This is a genomic window from Nevskia sp. (assembly GCF_023266035.1).
GTDB lineage: Bacteria > Pseudomonadota > Gammaproteobacteria > Nevskiales > Nevskiaceae > Nevskia.
The window spans coordinates 1-16,953 of record NZ_JAHFRY010000060.1 but is presented as its reverse complement, the minus strand read 5'-3'; the positions used below and the strand labels follow the sequence as shown (position 1 = coordinate 16,953).

Sequence of the window (16,953 nt, the reverse complement as noted above, 5' to 3'; positions counted from 1 at the left end):
GCCATGAATCGTTACCGCGTTCGCGTCGCCGGCTGTCTGAGCGGTTTCCTGCTGTTGGGTATCGCCGGCACTGCCTGGGCGATCCCGGGCCCCGAACTGCTGCCGGCGCCGGCCACCGTCGTCAATCCGCAGAGCCGGTCGCCGGACGCGGTTCGCGTCGGCCAGGCGGCGGATGGCCGTGCCGTGATCGCGTTCGTCAGCGGCGACCGCTTGTTCGTGCAGCGCCTCGCTGCCGATGGCGCGGCGCGCGGCGAGGTGACGCAGATCCTGCAGACCAATGACGAGCCGCTGCGGGGGCTGTCGCTGGCGGTGGGTGCCAACGGCCACTACACGGTGGGCGTGCAGGCCGGCCTCGGTATCGATGCGCGCGTGTTCATCCGTCGCTACAACCCGGATGGCACCCGCCTGCTGGCGCCGAGCGAGCCGGCGGATGGCCCGCTGACGCTCGCCTTCGATGACGCGCCAAGTTGCGCCGCAGCCGGTCTTTCGGGGCAGAACAGCCCGGCGGTTGCCGTCGACGCCAGTGGCAACAGCGCCTACACCTTCACGCGCACCGTCTATTGCCCAACGGGCCGCGGCGGCGCGCTTGAGCCGGATCGCACGCGCCTGTTCTATCGGTATGCGCCGGTGGCCGCAGCGGCACCCGACGCACTGCCGATGTTCGAGCAATCGCCGGTCACCAGTGCTGGTGATCGCGTCGTCGAAACCATCGGCAGCAGCCTGGCCTTGCAGGACAACGGCGATGGCCTGATGACCTGGAATGGCCATCCCGAAGCGTTCCAGACACCGGCCACCTACGTGCTTCCGCTGCGTTTCCAGGCAGCCACGGCCCCCGCCACGCGCATCGAAGCAACCAACAGCTTTGATCGCAGCGCACCGGTGATCGGCGCCAAGACCGGCGGCTACGTGCTCAACTGGGTCGGCGATTTCAATGACCCCGAAACCGGCAATCGTCGCAGCGGCTGCTACGTGCAGGCCCGGGCGCTCGACGGTTCGGCGCAGTTCGGCGTGCTGACGCTCTCTGGCTGCGGGCAGAACCAGATCGTGCAGCCCGATGGCCGCTTCGAGCTCATTTCCAGCATCGGCTCCAATGTGCTCGGCCGCCGCTACGATGCCAGCGGTGTCGAAACCGGCGTCTATGCCGGTGGCTCCCGTCCCAATCGCTTTCTCGATCGCGTTGCCCGTGCCTGGGCGCCGACTCTGGCCAATGGCAACTATCTGGCCCTCTACAACGTCGACCAGCCCGATGGCAGTCAGGCCGTGCTCGAGCCGGTGCGCTATGGCGGGCCGGATGGCACGCCGCAACTGAATCTGGAACTGAACCCGCCGGGGCCGCTGACCATCTCCGATGGCCGCCTGGTGTCCCTGTTCTGGACCTCGAACGCACCGGCCGGCAGCTGCTTCGGTTTCGGCAATCTGGGTGGTCCGGTGCCTTCCAGCGGCAGCCGCCTGATCGGCAGGTTCTCGACACCGGGTGTACGTACCTACGGCATCACCTGCGGGCCGGGTGCGCTGTCGAAATCGGTGACGCTGACCGTTGTCGATCCGGACGCGGTGGCCGTGAATGTCACCTGGAACCCCGCCAGCATCCTGTCCGGCAACCGGGCCACGGTGTCCTGGGAGGTGATCAATGCCGATCGCTGCACTTACTTGCTGAGCGGCGTACTCGCCGACAGTGGCGCGGTCGCGCCGAGCGGGGCGATCGAATACGCCTTCTCGAATCCTGGCGATGCGAGCTTCGACATGAGCTGTACCGGCGCCGGCGGACGCAGCGGCTCGGGCAGCGCGACGCTGACGATCGGCACGCCTTTGCCGTTGACCGTCGAAGCCGCATGGTCGCCGACCACGATCTTCGCGGGCCAGTCGTCGACCGTGACCTGGCGCAGCGAGAACGCCGTGGCCTGCGTCGGCAGCTATTCCGGCATCCGCAGCGAAACCGGCGGAGCGGAGGCCAGCGGTTCGCTGCTGTTCGAAGCCGGGGACAGTGCGGGCAATCTGGTTTTCACCCTGCAATGTACGGGCGTTGATGGCGAGGTCGAATCGGCTTCCGCGACCTTGGTCGTCCGGCCAGTGGTGCCGGAGTTGAACGTGGCCTGGAATGCGCCAGCGATCTTTGCCGGCGACCCCGCAACCGTCACCTGGAGCAGCACAGGTGCGCAGGCCTGCACCGGGCAATTCACCGGCGTGTACGAGGCGGGCGGTCCGGTCGAGGCCTCTGGCTCGCTGCCACTGCCGAGCACGCTGACCGCGGGAAACTCGACGTTCACGCTGAGCTGCATCGGGCCGGGCGAGGGCCGCGCGATGGCGGCTGCCACGATCACCATCCGGCCGGTGGTGCCGGTGCTGAACGTGGCCTGGAACGCGTCGACGATCTTTGCCGGCGACCCCGCAGCCGTCACCTGGAGCAGCACAGGTGCGCAGGCCTGCGCCGGGCAATTCACCGGCGTGTACGAGGCGGGCGGTCCGGTCGAGGCCTCTGGCTCGCTGCCACTGCCGAGCACGCTGACCGCGGGAAGCTCGACGTTCACGCTGAGCTGCGTCGGGCCGGGCGAGGGCCGCGCGATGGCGGCTGCCACGATCACTATCCGGCCGTTGGTACCGGTGCTGACCGTTAACTGGACGCCGGGCGAGATTCTCGGCCTGCAGAGCGCAACGGTGATGTGGAGCAGCAGTAACGCCAGTGCCTGCACCGGTGCCTACTCCGGGCTGGTCGACAGCAATGGCCCGGTGGAAGCAGCCGGCACGCTGGTCTACGTGGCGCCGGATGCACCGGGCTCCCTGACCTTCACGCTGAACTGCGTCGGCCTCGGTGGTGGCGTCGCCTCGGCAGCCGCAACGCTGACGGTGACCCGCATTCCCTTGCCGCCACCGCCACCCCCGCCGCCGACCGGCAGCACGGCAGACATCCAGCTCGCCAACGGCACCCTGGCCCAGCTTTCGACCACGGTCGGAACGCTGGTCAACGCCCGCGTCGTCACCACACCGGCCGACTTGCCGCCACGCTTCGCACCGGTGACCGATTTCATCGGCTTCGACGTCACCGGCATTGCGGTCGGCTCGAGTGTCGAAGTCACGCTGCTGCTGCCGCAGGGTCTGGCTCCGAACGGCTATGTGAAATGCACGCCGGCCTGTGTGTTGTATGACCGTGCGGTTATCACCGGCCGTCAGGTCCGATTGGTGTTGACGGATGGCGGGCCTGGTGATGCCGATGGCGTCGCCGATGGCGTGATCCGGGATCCGGGTGCGCCGGGCACGGTGGCCGCGGAGCCGCCACCGCCCACGTTGCCTTCGAAAGCTGGTGGTGGTTCCGCAGGCGGCCTGCTGTCGCTGCTGGGTCTGCTGCTTGTGCTGCGCCGGCGCCCAGTGCAGGCGCATAGCAGCGGTGGCTCGCGATGACCCGGCTGGCACCGAGTTTCATCGGCCTGCTCGCCCTGCTGCCTGGTCTGACGGCCGCTGCGGACCAGGGCTGGCAGGGCGTATGGCGGGTGACCCGCGACGACCCGCGGCTGAGCACGCGCGCCGGGGCCGAACTGCTGAGCCTGACGGTCAAGGAAGTCAGCGCCGATATCGCCGCAGTGCGCTGGCAGAGCGGCCGCGCGATCTGTCCCGATCCACCCGACGCCCAAGCCTGCGAATGGGTCGGCGCCCGCGGTCAGACGACGGCCGCCATGGTCAGCGGTAACAGCCTGGTCGCCGTGCTGTCGGTGTCCGCCGACGAAGGCGACCCCTTCGTGGTGGTGCTGCATCGCGCAGCGGACGCGCCGTTGGCCACCGGTGTGCTGCTCGGCGCGCGCGGCGAGTTGCGTTACCGCATCGAGGCCGAAACGGCGGGTTCGCGATGAATCCTCTCCGCCTTGCCTGTGTGCGGACAGCCATCCAACGAGGTCAAGACGAAATGAAATTCCCGGCTGCGATAGCGTTCTGTTCCTTGCTGCTGGCGGCCTGCGGCGCCGAGGGCCGCGATCAAGCCGGCACTTCCGTCCCGGTAGCCGCGACCAAGGCCGGCGGCAGCATCGACTTCGCGATGAGCGCAGTGACGCTGAGCCGGAACAGCAGGGGCGACGAAGGCTCCGCCGGCTGCGAGTTGAGCTTTGCCGCCACCAACAACAGCGGCAATGACCTCAAGTCCGTGCTCGTGGAGTTCGAGGTTTCCGAAGCGGCAACGAGCCGGATGATCGATGCCAAGGCGACGCTGGTGATGCCGTTCAGGATCGCCCGGGGTGAGCGCAAGGAAGCCTGGGGGCCGATCTATCTCGACAATGCCCGCTGCGAAAGCCTGCGCGTGAAGATCACTCAGCCGTCCAGTCCGGGCATGTGCATCACGGTGGACAAAGCGCAATGCGCGCCGTATCGGCTGAGCGGGACCGGCGTGGCGCAGTTCGAGTAGAGCAGCGCCGAGATCGGTGCGGCGCTGCGGGTCGCTCAGCTGCGCGCTGCATAGGCTGTCGTGCGGGTATGTCGATGAGATGTGGAGATCTTCTGGTAGCGAGAGAGTGAACGCCAAGGTCTGAAGCGGGTGAAGGGCTCGCCTGTGCTTTCCGGCCCCGGTCTTTCCGGCTACAAGACCATGTGTGGCACTGCCGCATGTGGCCTTGCAGAACGACAAGAATCACCGACAAGAACTGGAGCAGATAGCCGCGATGAGTCCCGCATCGACGATGGTTTCGAAAGTGCTGCCGAGCTACGTGCACGGCGCGTCCGCCGAGCCACTGATCGGCCAGACCATCGGCCAGCTGTTCGATGCGGCTTGCCAGCGCCATGCGGCGCGCGACGCGCTGATCGCCTGCCAGCAGGGCATCCGCCTGAGCTATGCCGAGCTGCGCCGGCAGGTCGATGCACTGGCCTGCGCGCTGATGCGGTTGGGGCTCAAGCCGGGCGAGCGGATCGGCATCTGGAGCCCGAATCGTGCCGAATGGACGCTGACCCAGTTCGCGACAGCCAAGGCCGGTCTGGTGCTGGTCAATATCAACCCGGCCTATCGCCTGAGCGAGCTTGAGTACGCGCTGAACAAGGTCGCTTGCCGGGCGCTGGTCACGGCGGCCACGTTCAAGGGCAGCGACTACCTCGCCATGCTTGCCGAGCTGGCGCCGGAGCTGGCGCACTGCAAGCCGGGCGCGCTGCAGTCGGCACGCTTGCCGGCGCTGCAGGTCGCGATTCGCCTCGGCGCGGACGCCACCCCTGGCCTGCTGAACTTCGATGCGCTGATGACTGAGCCCAGCGCTGATGAACGGGGCGCGCTTCAGGCGCTCGGCGAGCACTTGCAGTTCGATGAGCCGATCAACATTCAGTTCACCTCGGGCACCACTGGCAGCCCGAAAGGCGCGACGCTGTCGCATCACAACATCCTCAACAACGGCTACTTCGTTGGCGAAGGCATCCAGCTCAAGCCTGGCGATCGCATCTGCATTCCGGTGCCGCTGTACCACTGCTTCGGCATGGTCATGGGCAACGTCGGCGCGCTGACCCATGGCGCGGCGATGGTCTATCCCTCCGAAGCTTTCGATCCGCTGGCGGTGCTGAGCGCGGTCGCCGCCGAGCGCTGCACGGCCTTGTACGGCGTGCCGACCATGTTCATCGCCCAGCTCGATCACCCGAGCTTCTTAAGCCACGATCTGTCCAGCTTGCGCACCGGCATCATGGCCGGCAGCCCCTGCCCGGTGGAGGTGATGAAAGCGGTGACCGAGCGCATGAACCTGCGCGACATGACCATCGCCTACGGCATGACCGAAACCTCGCCGGTGTCGTTCCAGACCGCGGTCGATGATCCGCTCGATTGCCGGGTCGGCACTGTCGGCCGCATTCATCCGCATTGCGAGGTAAAGATCGTCGATCTCGATGGCCGCATCGTGCCGCGCGGCGTCACCGGCGAGCTGTGCACACGGGCTTACTCGGTGATGCTCGGCTACTGGGGCGATGACGCGAAGACGCGCGAAACCATCGACGTTGCCGGCTGGATGCACACCGGCGATCTGGCGACCCTCGACGAGCAGGGCTACTGCCGCATCGTCGGCCGGATCAAGGATCTGGTGATCCGCGGTGGCGAGAACATCTATCCACGCGAGATCGAGGAATTCCTCTATCGCCATCCGCGCGTGCAGGACGTGCAGGTGGTCGGCGTGCCCGATGCGAAGTACGGCGAAGAGCTATGCGCCTGGATCGTGCTGCGGCCCGGCGAGTGCGCAAGCGAGGACGATATCCGCGGCTTCTGCCGCGGCCAGATCGCCCACTACAAGATTCCGCGTTACATCCGCTTCGTCGATGCGTTTCCGATGACCGTCACCGGCAAGGTGCAGAAATATCTGATCCGCGAAGCGATGCTCAGGGAGCTGAACGGCTAGGGGCGGTCAGGCTGTTCGGTCGCAAGAACGCTTTGCGGCGCGCTGCATCGCCCGTCGCGCTGTCGGCAGGTAGTGCCAGCGCTTCGGCGTCAGCCGCCACAGGCTGCGCGTGAGGTTGCCCAGTCCACGCAGCAGGCGCTCATCTCGCGCGGTCCAGGCAAGCCCTAAGCGTTCCCTCAGCTCCGGCGGCAAGGTGCCTGCTGCCAGCCACTGCGAGCCGCCGCTGACGATCGGCCGCAGCAGCCAGTTCCACAGTGGGCCGTGCAGCGCGTCATAGGGCGCCGGCACGCTGTGGCCGTTGCGGAAGTACCAGTCGGTGACCGTGGTGTTCTGCAGGCGCGTATCGATCATCTGCTGCCAGTAGCGCTGGAAGCTCGCGTAGTCCGGCGGCACCGGCGCCATGGTCAGGCCGTACAGCGCGTACCACTGGATCGACTCTTGATACAGGCGCGCTTTGTCGGCCTCGCTGAGCGGCGTGCCGAAGAACGCACAGAGCGCGATCTGGCTTTCGAAGAAGGTGGCGTGCGCCCAGTAGTACAGCTCAGGATTCAGCGCGTGATAGGCGTGGCCGTTGCTGGTGTGACCGCCGATGCCACGATGGAAGTCGCGTACCTGGCGGCCGGTGCAGACGGCGCGGTCGCCGTCGTAGACCACGCCGAGGATCGGCGGCATCGAGCGCAGCAGGCGATGCCAGGGGTTCTGGAAGAAGTTCGAGTGCTCGACCAGCGCTGTCGAGATGTCCGGATGCATGTTCTGCAAGGTGCCGGTGCGGGCGATCAGCAGCAGCCCGCGCAGGTCGCCGAATAGCTGCCAGGTCAGAGAATCCGCTAGCAGCGGCGTTGGGGCCACGGAAAGTTTGCTCGTGCCGATCGGCACGACCTTGTCGTGGCGACGTGGCCGATCGATGGCTGGATGGGCGCTCGATGTCGGCGGCGTTTTCTGCTTGCGGTCACGCATTGCGGACCCCGGTTCACGGCGGCTTGCCAAGGCTCAACGGTAATGCGACGCTTTGCTCGCATTCAATTCGCGATGCCGCTTCCGGAGGTTCGCCGTGCGCAAGAGCCCGAAGCAGCAGCGCTCGCAGAAAATGGTCGATGCCTTGATCGAAGCGACCGGCCGGGCGATTGCCGAACACGGCCTTGCGCATGCCAGCACCAACCACATCGCCGTGCTGGCCGGGGTCAGCGTCGGCTCGCTGTATCAGTACTTCGACAGCAAGGGCGCGCTGCTCGAGGCGCTCCTGGATCGGCTGAGCCGCGATCTTGCCGGGCTGATCGACCAGCGTATCGACAGCCTGCTCGATGCCGACGTCCGCAGCACCGTGCACGGCCTGCTGTCGGCGGTATTCGCGTTCATGCAGAAGGATGAGGGCCTGTATCTGGAACTGGCGCGCAACTGGCACCAATTGCATTCGATGCGCGTGGTCGACGTGCTCGAACGGCACATGTTCGAGGTTTGCCGGCTGTATCTGCTGCGCCATCTGAACCAGTTCCGCATCGCCAACCCGCACGCGGTGCTGTTCGTGATCATCAACAGCACGCTGATGACCCTGATCCGCTATCTGAGCCAGCCGAACTCGCATCTGCGCAAGGACGAAATCATCGACTGCCTCAGCGACATGCTGGCCGCGTACATGCAGTCGCTGAACGAGGCGCCGGTGAAGGCCTGAGTCACTGCGGCTCTTGTTTGACTCGCATTTCGCTGGGCTCGCCAAGCGAGGAGGACAAGACCGTCGTGCAGCGCGGCGCGGGCTTCGGCACACTTCCTGACCCCTATCGAGAGCTCACTCATGTCCCCCCGCAAGCACCATCTGCTGTCCATCAATGGCGTGCGCATTCATGCCGTCGAAGAGGGCAGTGGCCCGCTGGTCGTGATGGTCCACGGCTTCCCGGAGTCCTGGTACTCATGGCGGCATCAGCTGACGGCGCTGGCCGCTGCCGGTTATCGCGCGGTGGCGATCGATCAGCGCGGCTACGGGCAATCGTCGAAGTTCTGGCAGACCGATGCCTATCGCATTCATGCGCTGGTCGGCGATGTCGTCGGCGTCGTCCATGCGCTCGGTGAAAAGACCGCCGTGGTGATCGGCCATGACTGGGGCGCGCCGGTGGCGTGGACGGCCGCCTGGCTGCATCCGGAAGTGTTCACCGGCGTGATCGGCCTGAGCGTGCCGTTCTCCGGACGCGGGCTGATCGCGCTGCCGGGCAGCCCGTTCGGCGAGCGTCATCCGGGTGAGCTGCACGCCGAACTGGCCGGCCCCGGCCAGACTTTCTATCAGGATTATTTCGGCGCGATGGATGCCGTGGTCAACGAGATCGAAAGCGATGTGCGCGGCTGGCTGCGAGGTGCGGTGTGGTCCTTGTCCGGCGCGCCGCTGAAGGCGCTGCTGCCGGACTTCGCGAAGATGGATCAGGTCGCGCTGATTCGCGGCAGCGCCATATCGATCGCCGATGGCGGCCGGATGTCCGATCGCTTCATGCAGCCGGACGCGATGCCGGCCTGGTTCACCGAAGCCGATCTTGACGTCTTCACCAACGAATTCGAACGCTCCGGTTTCGGCGGGCCGCTGGCCTTCTATCACAACCTGGTCAACGACTGGCATGACCTGGAAGCGCAGGCCGACCAGCCGCTGACGGTTCCTGCGCTGTTCATCGGCGGTGAGTTCGACGTCGCCACCGGCTGGGGCCAGGAAGCGATTGCCCGCGCCTCGGAGCGGATGCCGAACTATGTCGGCAGCAAGATCTTCGAGGGCAGCGGCCACTGGATCCAGCAGGAGCAGCCGGCGGAGACCAATGCGGCGATTCTCGAGTTTCTGGCGGCACTGAAGTAGCGCTCTGAGCCCTGGGCCGGCAGCACCGCCGCCGGCCCAGGGCCAGGCTTCAGAGCCCCGCCATGCAGGTGTACTTCACCACCAGGTAATCCTCGATGCCGTAATGCGAGCCTTCGCGGCCGAGGCCGGATTGCTTGACGCCGCCGAACGGTGCCACTTCGTTGGAGATCAGGCCGGTGTTGACGCCGACCATGCCGTATTCCAGCGCGCCGGATACCCGCCAGACACGGCCGACATCGCGGGCATAGAAGTAGCTGGCCAAGCCGAACTCGGTGTCGTTGGCCATGGCGATCGCTTCCTCTTCGGTTTCGAAGCGGAACAGCGGTGCCAGCGGGCCGAAGGTTTCCTCGCGGGCCACCAGCATGTCCTGGGTGGCGTTGGCGATCACCGTCGGCTCGAAGAACGAGCCGCCCAGCGCGTGGCGCTTGCCGCCGGCGAGCAGGCTGCCGCCTTTGGCTAACGCATCGTGGATGTGCTCTTCGATCTTGGTCACTGCCTTGTCGTCGATCAGCGGGCCGATCTTGACGCCATCGACAGCGCCGTCGCCGACGGTCAGCTTCTGCACGGCGGCCACGAACTTGGTGGCGAAAGCTTCGTAGACACCGGCTTGCACGTAGATGCGATTCGAGCAGACGCAGGTCTGGCCGGCGTTGCGGTACTTGGAAATGATCGCGCCTTCGACGGCGGCATCGAGATCGGCGTCGTCGAAGACAATGAACGGCGCGTTGCCGCCGAGTTCCATCGACACCTTCTTGATCGTCGCCGCGGTCTGGCCCATGAGCGTGCGGCCGACTTCGGTGGAGCCGGTGAAGGTCAGCTTGCGGACCAGCGGATTGGTTGCCATCTCGGTGCCGACCTCGCTGGCCGCGCCGGTGACCACCGACAGCACGCCGGCCGGAATGCCGGCCCGTTCGGCGAGCACCATCAACGCCAGCGCCGACAGCGGCGTCTGCGACGCCGGCTTGACCACCATCGTGCAACCCGCCGCCAGCGCCGGGCCGACCTTGCGGGTGATCATCGCGGCCGGGAAATTCCACGGCGTGATCGCCGCACAAACCCCGACTGGCTCCTTGGTGATGACCAGACGCTGGCCGACCAGCGTCGGCGGAATCACATCGCCATAAGTGCGCTTGCCTTCTTCGGCAAACCATTCGATGAACGAAGCCGCGTAGGCGATCTCGGTGCGCGATTCGCTCAGCGGCTTGCCCTGCTCGGCGGTCATCAGCTGCGCGAGATCTTCCTGATTGGCCATGATCAGGTTGAACCAGGTGCGCAGCAGGCCGGCACGATCCTTCGCGGTACGCGCCCGCCAGGCCGGCCAGGCGGCGTTGGCCGCTTCGATCGCGGCGCGGGTTTCCTGGCTGCCCAGCTTCGGCACCGTGGCCAGCAGCACGCCCGTTGCCGGGTTGTGAACCTCGATCGTGGCCTCGCCGCCAATCCACTCGCCGCCGATCAGGCATTGCTGGCGCAGCAGCGTGGGGTCCTTGAGCTTGAGCGTGATGGTCATGTCGGATTCCTGTGCGGTTGGCCTGGCAGGCGGCGATCCTAGCAACTGCCTGCGGCCTGACTGGTATGGGCTGTAGCTGGCGGACAGTGGTCGGACGGCGAGGTTCCTGTCCAGTCCTCGAGGCTGGCGGCCAGTCGCCGATCGGGTCCGGGTCATTTCATCGGGCCCGCTGCCACTTATCGACATTTCATGATCGCAAATTGATCTAAGAAAAATAATCCTTATTCGATAACATCGCGGCGTCTTTCGAACTGAACGCTCCGTCTCGTGCCCGCTTTCTCGCGCTCGCTGCTGCTACTGCCTTTGATCGTCGTGCTGGCCGCCTGCCGGCAGGCGACGCCGTCGCTGCCGGCGATCCAGGTCGAGATCAGCCATGTCGTGGGTGCTGCGCCGCTGGTGATCGGTGTAGCGCTGACCACGCCGGCGGGCGAAACCTTGAGCGTGAAGCGGCTGCAGTACTACCTGTCGAATCCGCGCCTGCTGCGCGCCGATGGCAGCTGGCAGGCGCCGCCGCAGGATCTGCAGTCGCCTGACGGTTACTACCTGATCGACGCCGCGAAACCTGAGACCACGCACTTCCTGCTGCCGGCGGCACCGGCGGGCGAGTACAGCGGTGTCGAATTCACGATCGGTGTCGATGAAGTCCGAAATGGCAGCGGCGCGCAGACCGGGGCACTCGATCCTGCGCACGGCATGTTCTGGACCTGGGCGACCGGCTACATCCATTTCAAGCTGGAAGGCAGGTCGCCGGCATCGCCGGAAGCCGATCACGCCGTCACGCTGCATCTCGGTGGCAATGGCTTGCAGCGCACCGTGTTCCTGCCGTTCGCGCCGAAGCCGGTGCGGGTCTCCACCGATATCCAGCCGACCGTCCACCTGCACGCCGATCTCGCCGCCTTTCTCGGTGGCGCCGCGCCGCTGAAGTTCGCCGAACAGCCGCTGGTGATGCAGGCGAAGGATGGTCTGCCGCTGGCGGATCGTCTGGGTAGCTTGCTCAGCGTCGATCACATCCATCACGAGCCGGCTGGTGCGCCTCATCGGCCATGAAGTCTCGCCTCGTGCCTCGTCGCAGCGCGGGCAGGGTTGTGCTGCTCGCGGCACTGCTGCTCGCCGTGTTCGGCGGCCTGGCCTTGAATGCGCGTGGCGGCGTCGAGCGGCTGGTCGACTATCTCGCGCTGCAACGCACGCCGAGTTTCTCCGTGCCGGCCGGCTGGCCGCAGCCGGTCTATGACTTCAGCAACAACCCGATCACCGACGCCGGCTTCGCCCTCGGCCGCCAGCTGTTCTACGACCCGAAGCTGTCGCGCGACGGCACGATTGCCTGTGCCAGTTGCCACCAGCAGTTCGCGGCGTTCGCGCACTACGATCATCCGGTCAGCCACGGCATCGGCAATCAGAACGGCAAACGCAATGCGCCCGGTCTGTTCAATCTCGCCTGGCAGCCGCAGCTGATGTGGGACGGCTCGGCGCATCACCTGGAACTGCAGCCGCTGGGGCCGCTGGCCAATCCGGTCGAGATGGACCAGAACCTGCCGGATCTGTTGACCAGGCTGCGCGCCGATGCCGAATACCCGGCACGCTTCGCCGCCGCCTTCGGCACGCCGGAGATCGACAGCCAGCGCCTGCTGCGCGCGCTGGCCCAGTTCACCGGAACTCTGGTGTCGGCGAACAGTCGCTATGACCGTTATCGCGCCGGCGATACCGATGCGCTGAGCGTCACCGAACAGACCGGCCTGGCCAGCTTCCGCGCCCATTGCGCGAGCTGCCACACCGAGCCGCTGCTCAGCGATTTCAGCTATCGCAGCAACGGCCTCGATGCCGAACCGAAAGACCCAGGCCGCTCGACCATCACTGGTCGTGACGAGGATCGTGGCCGCTTCCGCGTGCCGAGCCTGCGCAACCTCGGCCTGACGCCGCCGTACATGCACGACGGTCGCTTCGACACCTTGGAGCAGGTCGTCGAGCATTACCGCAGCGGCGTCGTCGACAGCGCTGCGCTCGACCCGGTGCTGCGGGGCGGCGTCCGCATCGACGATGGCGAGCGTGATGCGCTGCTGGCCTTCCTGCGCACGCTCGACGATCCCGCTTTCGTCCACGACATCCGCTATGCCGATCCGGGAGCGCGTCGATGAACACGGTCCTGCGTCTGCTGGCGACGCTGTGCCTGTCGACTTCGCTGGTCTCGCAAGCGCATGAAGGCCATGAGCACGACGAACCCGTGCTGACCGCTGCCGCGCCTGTTGCAGCCCATGGCGCGCGTCTGGCGCTGGCCACGCCGAGAGTCGAACTGGTTGCCGTTCGTGCTGCCGATGGCGCGCTGAACCTCTATGCCGACGACTACGCGAGCAATGCGCCGCTGGCTGGCGTCGCGCTGCACGTCGGCATCGGCAGTCGCAGCCTCCAGGCCGCCGATGTGGCGCCGGGCAGCTGGCTGATCCCGGCCGCCTTGCTGGCGGATGACGATCAGCCGCTGACGCATTTCGAACTGCGCGGCAAGGGCTGGACGGAAACGCTCGAAGGCCGGCTGCCGGCGAAGCCGGTGGCCACAGCAGCGGCCGCAACCCGCAGCGGCGGCGGCCTGGTCCTGCTGCTGTTGCCGCTGCTCGCCGTGCTGGCACTGCAGCGCCGCAGCGCGCCGGAACGGGGCTGAAGGGCAATGTTCGCCACCATCCTCAATACAAGTCTGCGCAACCGCGTGCTGGTCCTGGCGCTGGCCCTGGTGCTGGTCGCCGTCGGCCTGTATCAAGCCGGACGGCTGCCGGTGGACGTGCTGCCGGACCTGACCCGGCCGACCGTCGCCGTGCAGGTCGAAGCCGCCGGCATGGCTGTCGAAGACGTCGAGACTCAGGTCAGCTATCCGCTGGAAACCGCGCTCAGCGGCTTGCCGGGCATCACCCGGTTGCGCTCGGTGTCGAGCGCCGGCATCTCCATCGTCTATGCCGAGTTCGACTGGGCGGCCGATCTGTATCGCAGCCGCCAGCTGGTCACCGAACGGCTGGATGCCGCGCGCAGCCAGTTGCCTGCGGGGCTCGCGCCGCGGATCGGTCCGCCGACTTCATTGATGGGCGAGATCCTGCTCGTCGCGCTGCAAGGCGAGGGCGTGTCGCCACAGGCGCTACGCGATCACGCCGAATGGACTTTGCGGCCAGCCCTGCTCGCGGTGCCCGGTGTCGCCCAGGTGCTGGCGATCGGTGGCGAGATTCGCCAGTACGAGGTGCAGCCGGATCCCCAGCGCCTGCGCCAGCTCGGCGTCAGCTTGACCGAACTGGAGACTGCGCTGCGCGGCCACGGCCAGAACCTGGGTGCCGGGCTGGTCGAATCCGGTGGTCGTGAAGTGTCCCTGCGCAGCGTCGGCCGGCCGTTCGATTTCGAAGCGCTGAACCAGGTTGCCGTCGCTCAGCGCGGCGCGGCGGTGATCCGCGTCGGGCAGGTCGCCGATCTGGCGATCGGTCATCGCTATCCGCGCGGCATGGCCAGCGCCAACGGCCATCCGGCGGTGATCGTGGCGATCCAGAAACAGCCGGGGGTCGACACGCTGGCGCTGACCGACGCGCTGGAAGCAAGGCTGGCCACACTCGATGCCGGTCTGCCGAAAGGCGCGACCCGGCTGACCGTGTTCCGGCAGGCCGATTTCATTCGCCACTCGGTTGGCAACGTGCTCGATGCGCTGCGCGATGGCGCGGTGATCGTCGCCATCATCCTGTTCGTGTTTCTGCTCAGCGGCCGCGCGACCCTGATCGCGCTGACCGCGATTCCGCTGTCGGTGCTCGCCGCGATCCTGGCGTTGCAGGCGCTGGGCCTGTCGATCAACACGATGACCTTGGGCGGCCTGGCGATTGCGGTCGGCGAGCTGGTCGACGACGCGGTGGTCGGCGTCGAGAACGTGGTCCGCAGGCTGCGCGCGCAGCGGCTGACCGGGCTGGCGCTGGTTCGAGCCGTGGGCCTGGCGACGCTCGAAGTGCGCTCCGGCATTCTCTACGCGACCCTGCTGATCGTGCTGGTGTTCGTGCCCTTGTTCGCGCTCGGCGGCGTCGAAGGCCGGCTGTTCGCGCCGCTCGGCATCGCTTACATCGCGGCGATTCTCGCCAGCCTGGTGGTGGCGATCACGGTGACGCCAGTGCTCTGCGTGCTGGCCTTCGGCGATGCCGCGCGGCTGCCGGTGGAGCCGCGCTGGCTGGCGCGCCTGAAGGCGGTCTATCTGCGCCTGCTGGAACGGGCGCTGGGGCAGGCGAAGCTGATGCTGGCCGTCGTCGCCGTCGTTCTGGTGCTGACCACCGTGCTGGCGCTGCAGTTGCCGCGTGCCTTCCTGCCGCCGTTCAACGAAGGCACCTTGACGGTGAACCTGATCGCCGCACCCGGCATCGCGCTGACCGAATCCGATCGCCTCGGTCGCATCGCCGAAAACCAGATCCTGGAACTGCCGGAAGTCACCGCCGTCGGCCGCCGCACCGGTCGCGCCGAGGCCGATGAGCATGCCGAGGGCGTGCATTACTCGGAGCTGGACGTGTCGCTGCGCGAAGGCGGCCGCTCGCGCCGCGAGATCGCGGCCGATATCCGGACGCGGCTGTCGGCGCTGCCGGCGGCGGTGTCGATCGGCCAGCCGATTTCGCATCGCCTCGATCACCTGCTGTCCGGCGTTCGTGCGCCGCTGGTGGTGAAAGTCATCGGTGACGATCTGCCGACCCTGCGCCGTCTCGCCGCCGAAGTGCAGACGCTGCTGGCGAAGCTGCCGGGGCTCACCGATGTGCTGGTCGAGCCGCAGGTCGACACGCCGCAGTTCGATGTCCGCATCGATGCCCGCGCGGCCGCCGAAGCCGGCGTTGCCCCAGCGCGCGCGCAGGCGGCGCTGGCGGTGCTGGTCAATGGCGAAACCCTGTCGCAGATCGTTGAAGGCGAAAGCCGCCACGCGCTGGTGCTGCGTCTGTCGGAAGCGGCACGGAAGCCGGAAGCGCTGAAATCGCTGCTGATCGATGGCACTGCCGGCCCGGTACCGCTGGGCTGGATCGCGAGCTTGAGCAACAGCACGGCGCCGAATCAGATCCTGCGCGAGCATCTGCGCCGCAGGGTCGCAGTGACCGCGTTCCCGGCCGATCACGGCTTCGAGCAATCGGCTGCCGATGCCCGCGAGCAGCTGGCAGGCTTGAGTCTGCCGCCGGGCTATGGCTTAAGTCTGGAAGGGCAGGCGGCCTCGGCCGATGAGGCGACGCGGCGCATCGGCGCGCTGGCCTCGCTGTCGCTGCTGCTGATGGCCGCCGTGCTGCATGCGCGCTATGGCTCGCTGCCGCTGACCTTGATCATTCTCGGCAACGTGCCGCTGGCGCTGGTCGGTGGCGTGCTGGCACTGAAGCTCACCGGCACGCCGCTGTCGATCGCCAGCCTGGTCGGCTTCGTGACCCTGGCCGGCATCGCCGCACGCAACGGCATTCTCAAGATCAGCCATTACCTGAGCTTGGCCCGCGACGAGGGCGAAGCGTTTGGCACCGCGCTGGTGCTACGCGGTTCGGCCGAACGCCTGACCCCAGTGTTGATGACGGCGCTGATCGCAGCGCTTTCGCTGATGCCGCTGATGCTCGATGGCGCCGCACCCGGCAAGGAGATTCTCCATCCCGTGGCGCTGGTGATCTTCGGCGGGCTGTTGTCTTCGACCCTGCTCGACAGCTTTCTGACGCCGTTGCTGTTCCTGCGTCATGGCCGTGCCGCTACCGAGGCCGCGGTGGCGACGCGGCAAGACTCGGGGCACGGAAGTCGAGTCTGAAAGTGGAGTTCTCTTATGGTTTTTTATTCCAAACAAATAACTCTAGAGAAAATCTATTTTGATGATCAGAACGGTATTTGCTTATGCCGGCCAGTTGCCTGTCGAATGCCGCAACTCCTTGATCCTTAAAACCTTGGAAGTTCCGTACAGCCGTAAATGATCTATCCGAAAGTGGTCATCAGAACCATTGCGACCCCTACGATAGGGGAGCCTGGGTTCGAGCTGGAATTCCGCTTTCCATGCATGGAAGTGGAGTCTGGGACGGCGTCGGGAAACCCTCGAGAAAGATTCTTTGAGAGATCACATTGATATGGGAGATGTTCACGTGAAACAAGCGATACCACACCGGCGCAAGCTGGGCAGCGTGGCGAAGGATGTAGCTATGGCGGTTGCGATGACGACAGTCGTTGCGTTCGCCGGTGCTGCGCCCGCCCCGGTTACTGCCGGACCGCTGACCAACCTGCTGGGCGGTGGCGGCACGGCCACCGGCACCACTCAGGACGACGGGCCGCTGAAGAAGCTGCTC

General features: G+C 66.6%; 12 protein-coding genes. 10 read left to right on the top strand and 2 right to left on the bottom strand.

Annotated elements, in window-relative coordinates:
* Window positions 1-3 precede the first annotated feature (3 nt).
* The 4 genes from Q0D45_RS10985 (at window position 4) to Q0D45_RS10970 (ending at window position 6,338) form a co-directional block, all read left to right on the top strand.
* On the top strand, window positions 4-3,396 hold the full coding sequence (locus tag Q0D45_RS10985; RefSeq protein ID WP_293392581.1) for a choice-of-anchor U domain-containing protein: 3,393 nt from the start codon (window positions 4-6) through the stop codon (window positions 3,394-3,396).
* On the top strand, window positions 3,393-3,842 hold the full coding sequence (locus Q0D45_RS10980) for a hypothetical protein (protein ID WP_293392578.1): 450 nt from the start codon (window positions 3,393-3,395) through the stop codon (window positions 3,840-3,842). The genes Q0D45_RS10985 and Q0D45_RS10980 overlap by 4 nt, the downstream gene beginning before the upstream one ends.
* A 53-nt stretch (window positions 3,843-3,895) precedes the next feature.
* Window positions 3,896-4,387: a hypothetical protein gene (locus Q0D45_RS10975; protein WP_293392575.1), complete on the top strand. Its 492-nt coding sequence runs from the start codon at window positions 3,896-3,898 to the stop codon at window positions 4,385-4,387.
* Between the two features lie 271 nt (window positions 4,388-4,658).
* Window positions 4,659-6,338, top strand: coding sequence for an AMP-binding protein (locus Q0D45_RS10970; RefSeq protein ID WP_366946416.1), 1,680 nt, complete (start codon window positions 4,659-4,661; stop codon window positions 6,336-6,338).
* Between the two features lie 6 nt (window positions 6,339-6,344).
* Here Q0D45_RS10970 and Q0D45_RS10965 read toward each other — a convergent pair whose 3' ends face one another.
* On the bottom strand, window positions 6,345-7,295 hold the full coding sequence (locus tag Q0D45_RS10965) for an oxygenase MpaB family protein (protein ID WP_293392568.1): 951 nt from the start codon (window positions 7,293-7,295) through the stop codon (window positions 6,345-6,347).
* 94 nt (window positions 7,296-7,389) lie between these two features.
* On the opposite strand from Q0D45_RS10965, the gene Q0D45_RS10960 reads away from it, so the two are divergent.
* Together Q0D45_RS10960 and Q0D45_RS10955 are read left to right on the top strand one after the other, a co-directional pair.
* Window positions 7,390-8,007, top strand: coding sequence for a TetR/AcrR family transcriptional regulator (locus tag Q0D45_RS10960; protein WP_293392565.1), 618 nt, complete (start codon window positions 7,390-7,392; stop codon window positions 8,005-8,007).
* Between the two features lie 120 nt (window positions 8,008-8,127).
* Window positions 8,128-9,165: an alpha/beta hydrolase gene (locus Q0D45_RS10955; RefSeq protein WP_293392563.1), complete on the top strand. Its 1,038-nt coding sequence runs from the start codon at window positions 8,128-8,130 to the stop codon at window positions 9,163-9,165.
* 49 nt (window positions 9,166-9,214) lie between these two features.
* Here the strand turns inward: Q0D45_RS10955 and Q0D45_RS10950 are convergent, their stop codons facing one another.
* Window positions 9,215-10,672: an NAD-dependent succinate-semialdehyde dehydrogenase gene (locus Q0D45_RS10950; protein ID WP_293392560.1), complete on the bottom strand. Its 1,458-nt coding sequence runs from the start codon at window positions 10,670-10,672 to the stop codon at window positions 9,215-9,217.
* 267 nt (window positions 10,673-10,939) lie between these two features.
* Between Q0D45_RS10950 and Q0D45_RS10945 the strand changes: the two genes are divergently transcribed.
* Genes Q0D45_RS10945 through Q0D45_RS10930 form a run of 4 tightly spaced genes read left to right on the top strand, consistent with a single transcriptional unit; the run spans window position 10,940 to window position 16,427 of the window.
* On the top strand, window positions 10,940-11,719 hold the full coding sequence (locus Q0D45_RS10945) for an MbnP family protein (RefSeq protein ID WP_293392557.1): 780 nt from the start codon (window positions 10,940-10,942) through the stop codon (window positions 11,717-11,719).
* A gap of 11 nt (window positions 11,720-11,730) precedes the next feature.
* Window positions 11,731-12,804 (top strand): cytochrome c peroxidase, encoded by a 1,074-nt coding sequence (locus Q0D45_RS10940; protein WP_293392554.1) that lies wholly within the window; start codon window positions 11,731-11,733, stop codon window positions 12,802-12,804.
* Entirely contained in the window at window positions 12,801-13,322 is a 522-nt protein-coding gene (locus Q0D45_RS10935; RefSeq protein ID WP_293392551.1) for a hypothetical protein, read from the top strand. Before Q0D45_RS10940 ends, Q0D45_RS10935 begins: the two co-directional genes overlap by 4 nt.
* A 6-nt stretch (window positions 13,323-13,328) precedes the next feature.
* Complete coding sequence (locus Q0D45_RS10930) at window positions 13,329-16,427, top strand: efflux RND transporter permease subunit (protein ID WP_293392549.1); 3,099 nt, start codon at window positions 13,329-13,331, stop codon at window positions 16,425-16,427.
* The last annotated feature ends 526 nt before the right edge of the window (window positions 16,428-16,953 follow it).

What these genes read in the sequence shown, in the direction of transcription:
- Q0D45_RS10935 (WP_293392551.1), top strand. Translation starts at nt 12,801, where the DNA reads ATGAACACGGTCCTGCGTCTGCTGGCGACGCTGTGCCTGTCGACTTCG.
- Q0D45_RS10965 (WP_293392568.1), bottom strand. Translation starts at nt 7,295, where the DNA reads ATGCGTGACCGCAAGCAGAAAACGCCGCCGACATCGAGCGCCCATCCA.
- Q0D45_RS10985 (WP_293392581.1), top strand. Translation starts at nt 4, where the DNA reads ATGAATCGTTACCGCGTTCGCGTCGCCGGCTGTCTGAGCGGTTTCCTG.
- Q0D45_RS10950 (WP_293392560.1), bottom strand. Translation starts at nt 10,672, where the DNA reads ATGACCATCACGCTCAAGCTCAAGGACCCCACGCTGCTGCGCCAGCAA.
- Q0D45_RS10970 (WP_366946416.1), top strand. Translation starts at nt 4,659, where the DNA reads ATGGTTTCGAAAGTGCTGCCGAGCTACGTGCACGGCGCGTCCGCCGAG.
- Q0D45_RS10980 (WP_293392578.1), top strand. Translation starts at nt 3,393, where the DNA reads ATGACCCGGCTGGCACCGAGTTTCATCGGCCTGCTCGCCCTGCTGCCT.
- Q0D45_RS10975 (WP_293392575.1), top strand. Translation starts at nt 3,896, where the DNA reads ATGAAATTCCCGGCTGCGATAGCGTTCTGTTCCTTGCTGCTGGCGGCC.
- Q0D45_RS10930 (WP_293392549.1), top strand. Translation starts at nt 13,329, where the DNA reads ATGTTCGCCACCATCCTCAATACAAGTCTGCGCAACCGCGTGCTGGTC.
- Q0D45_RS10955 (WP_293392563.1), top strand. Translation starts at nt 8,128, where the DNA reads ATGTCCCCCCGCAAGCACCATCTGCTGTCCATCAATGGCGTGCGCATT.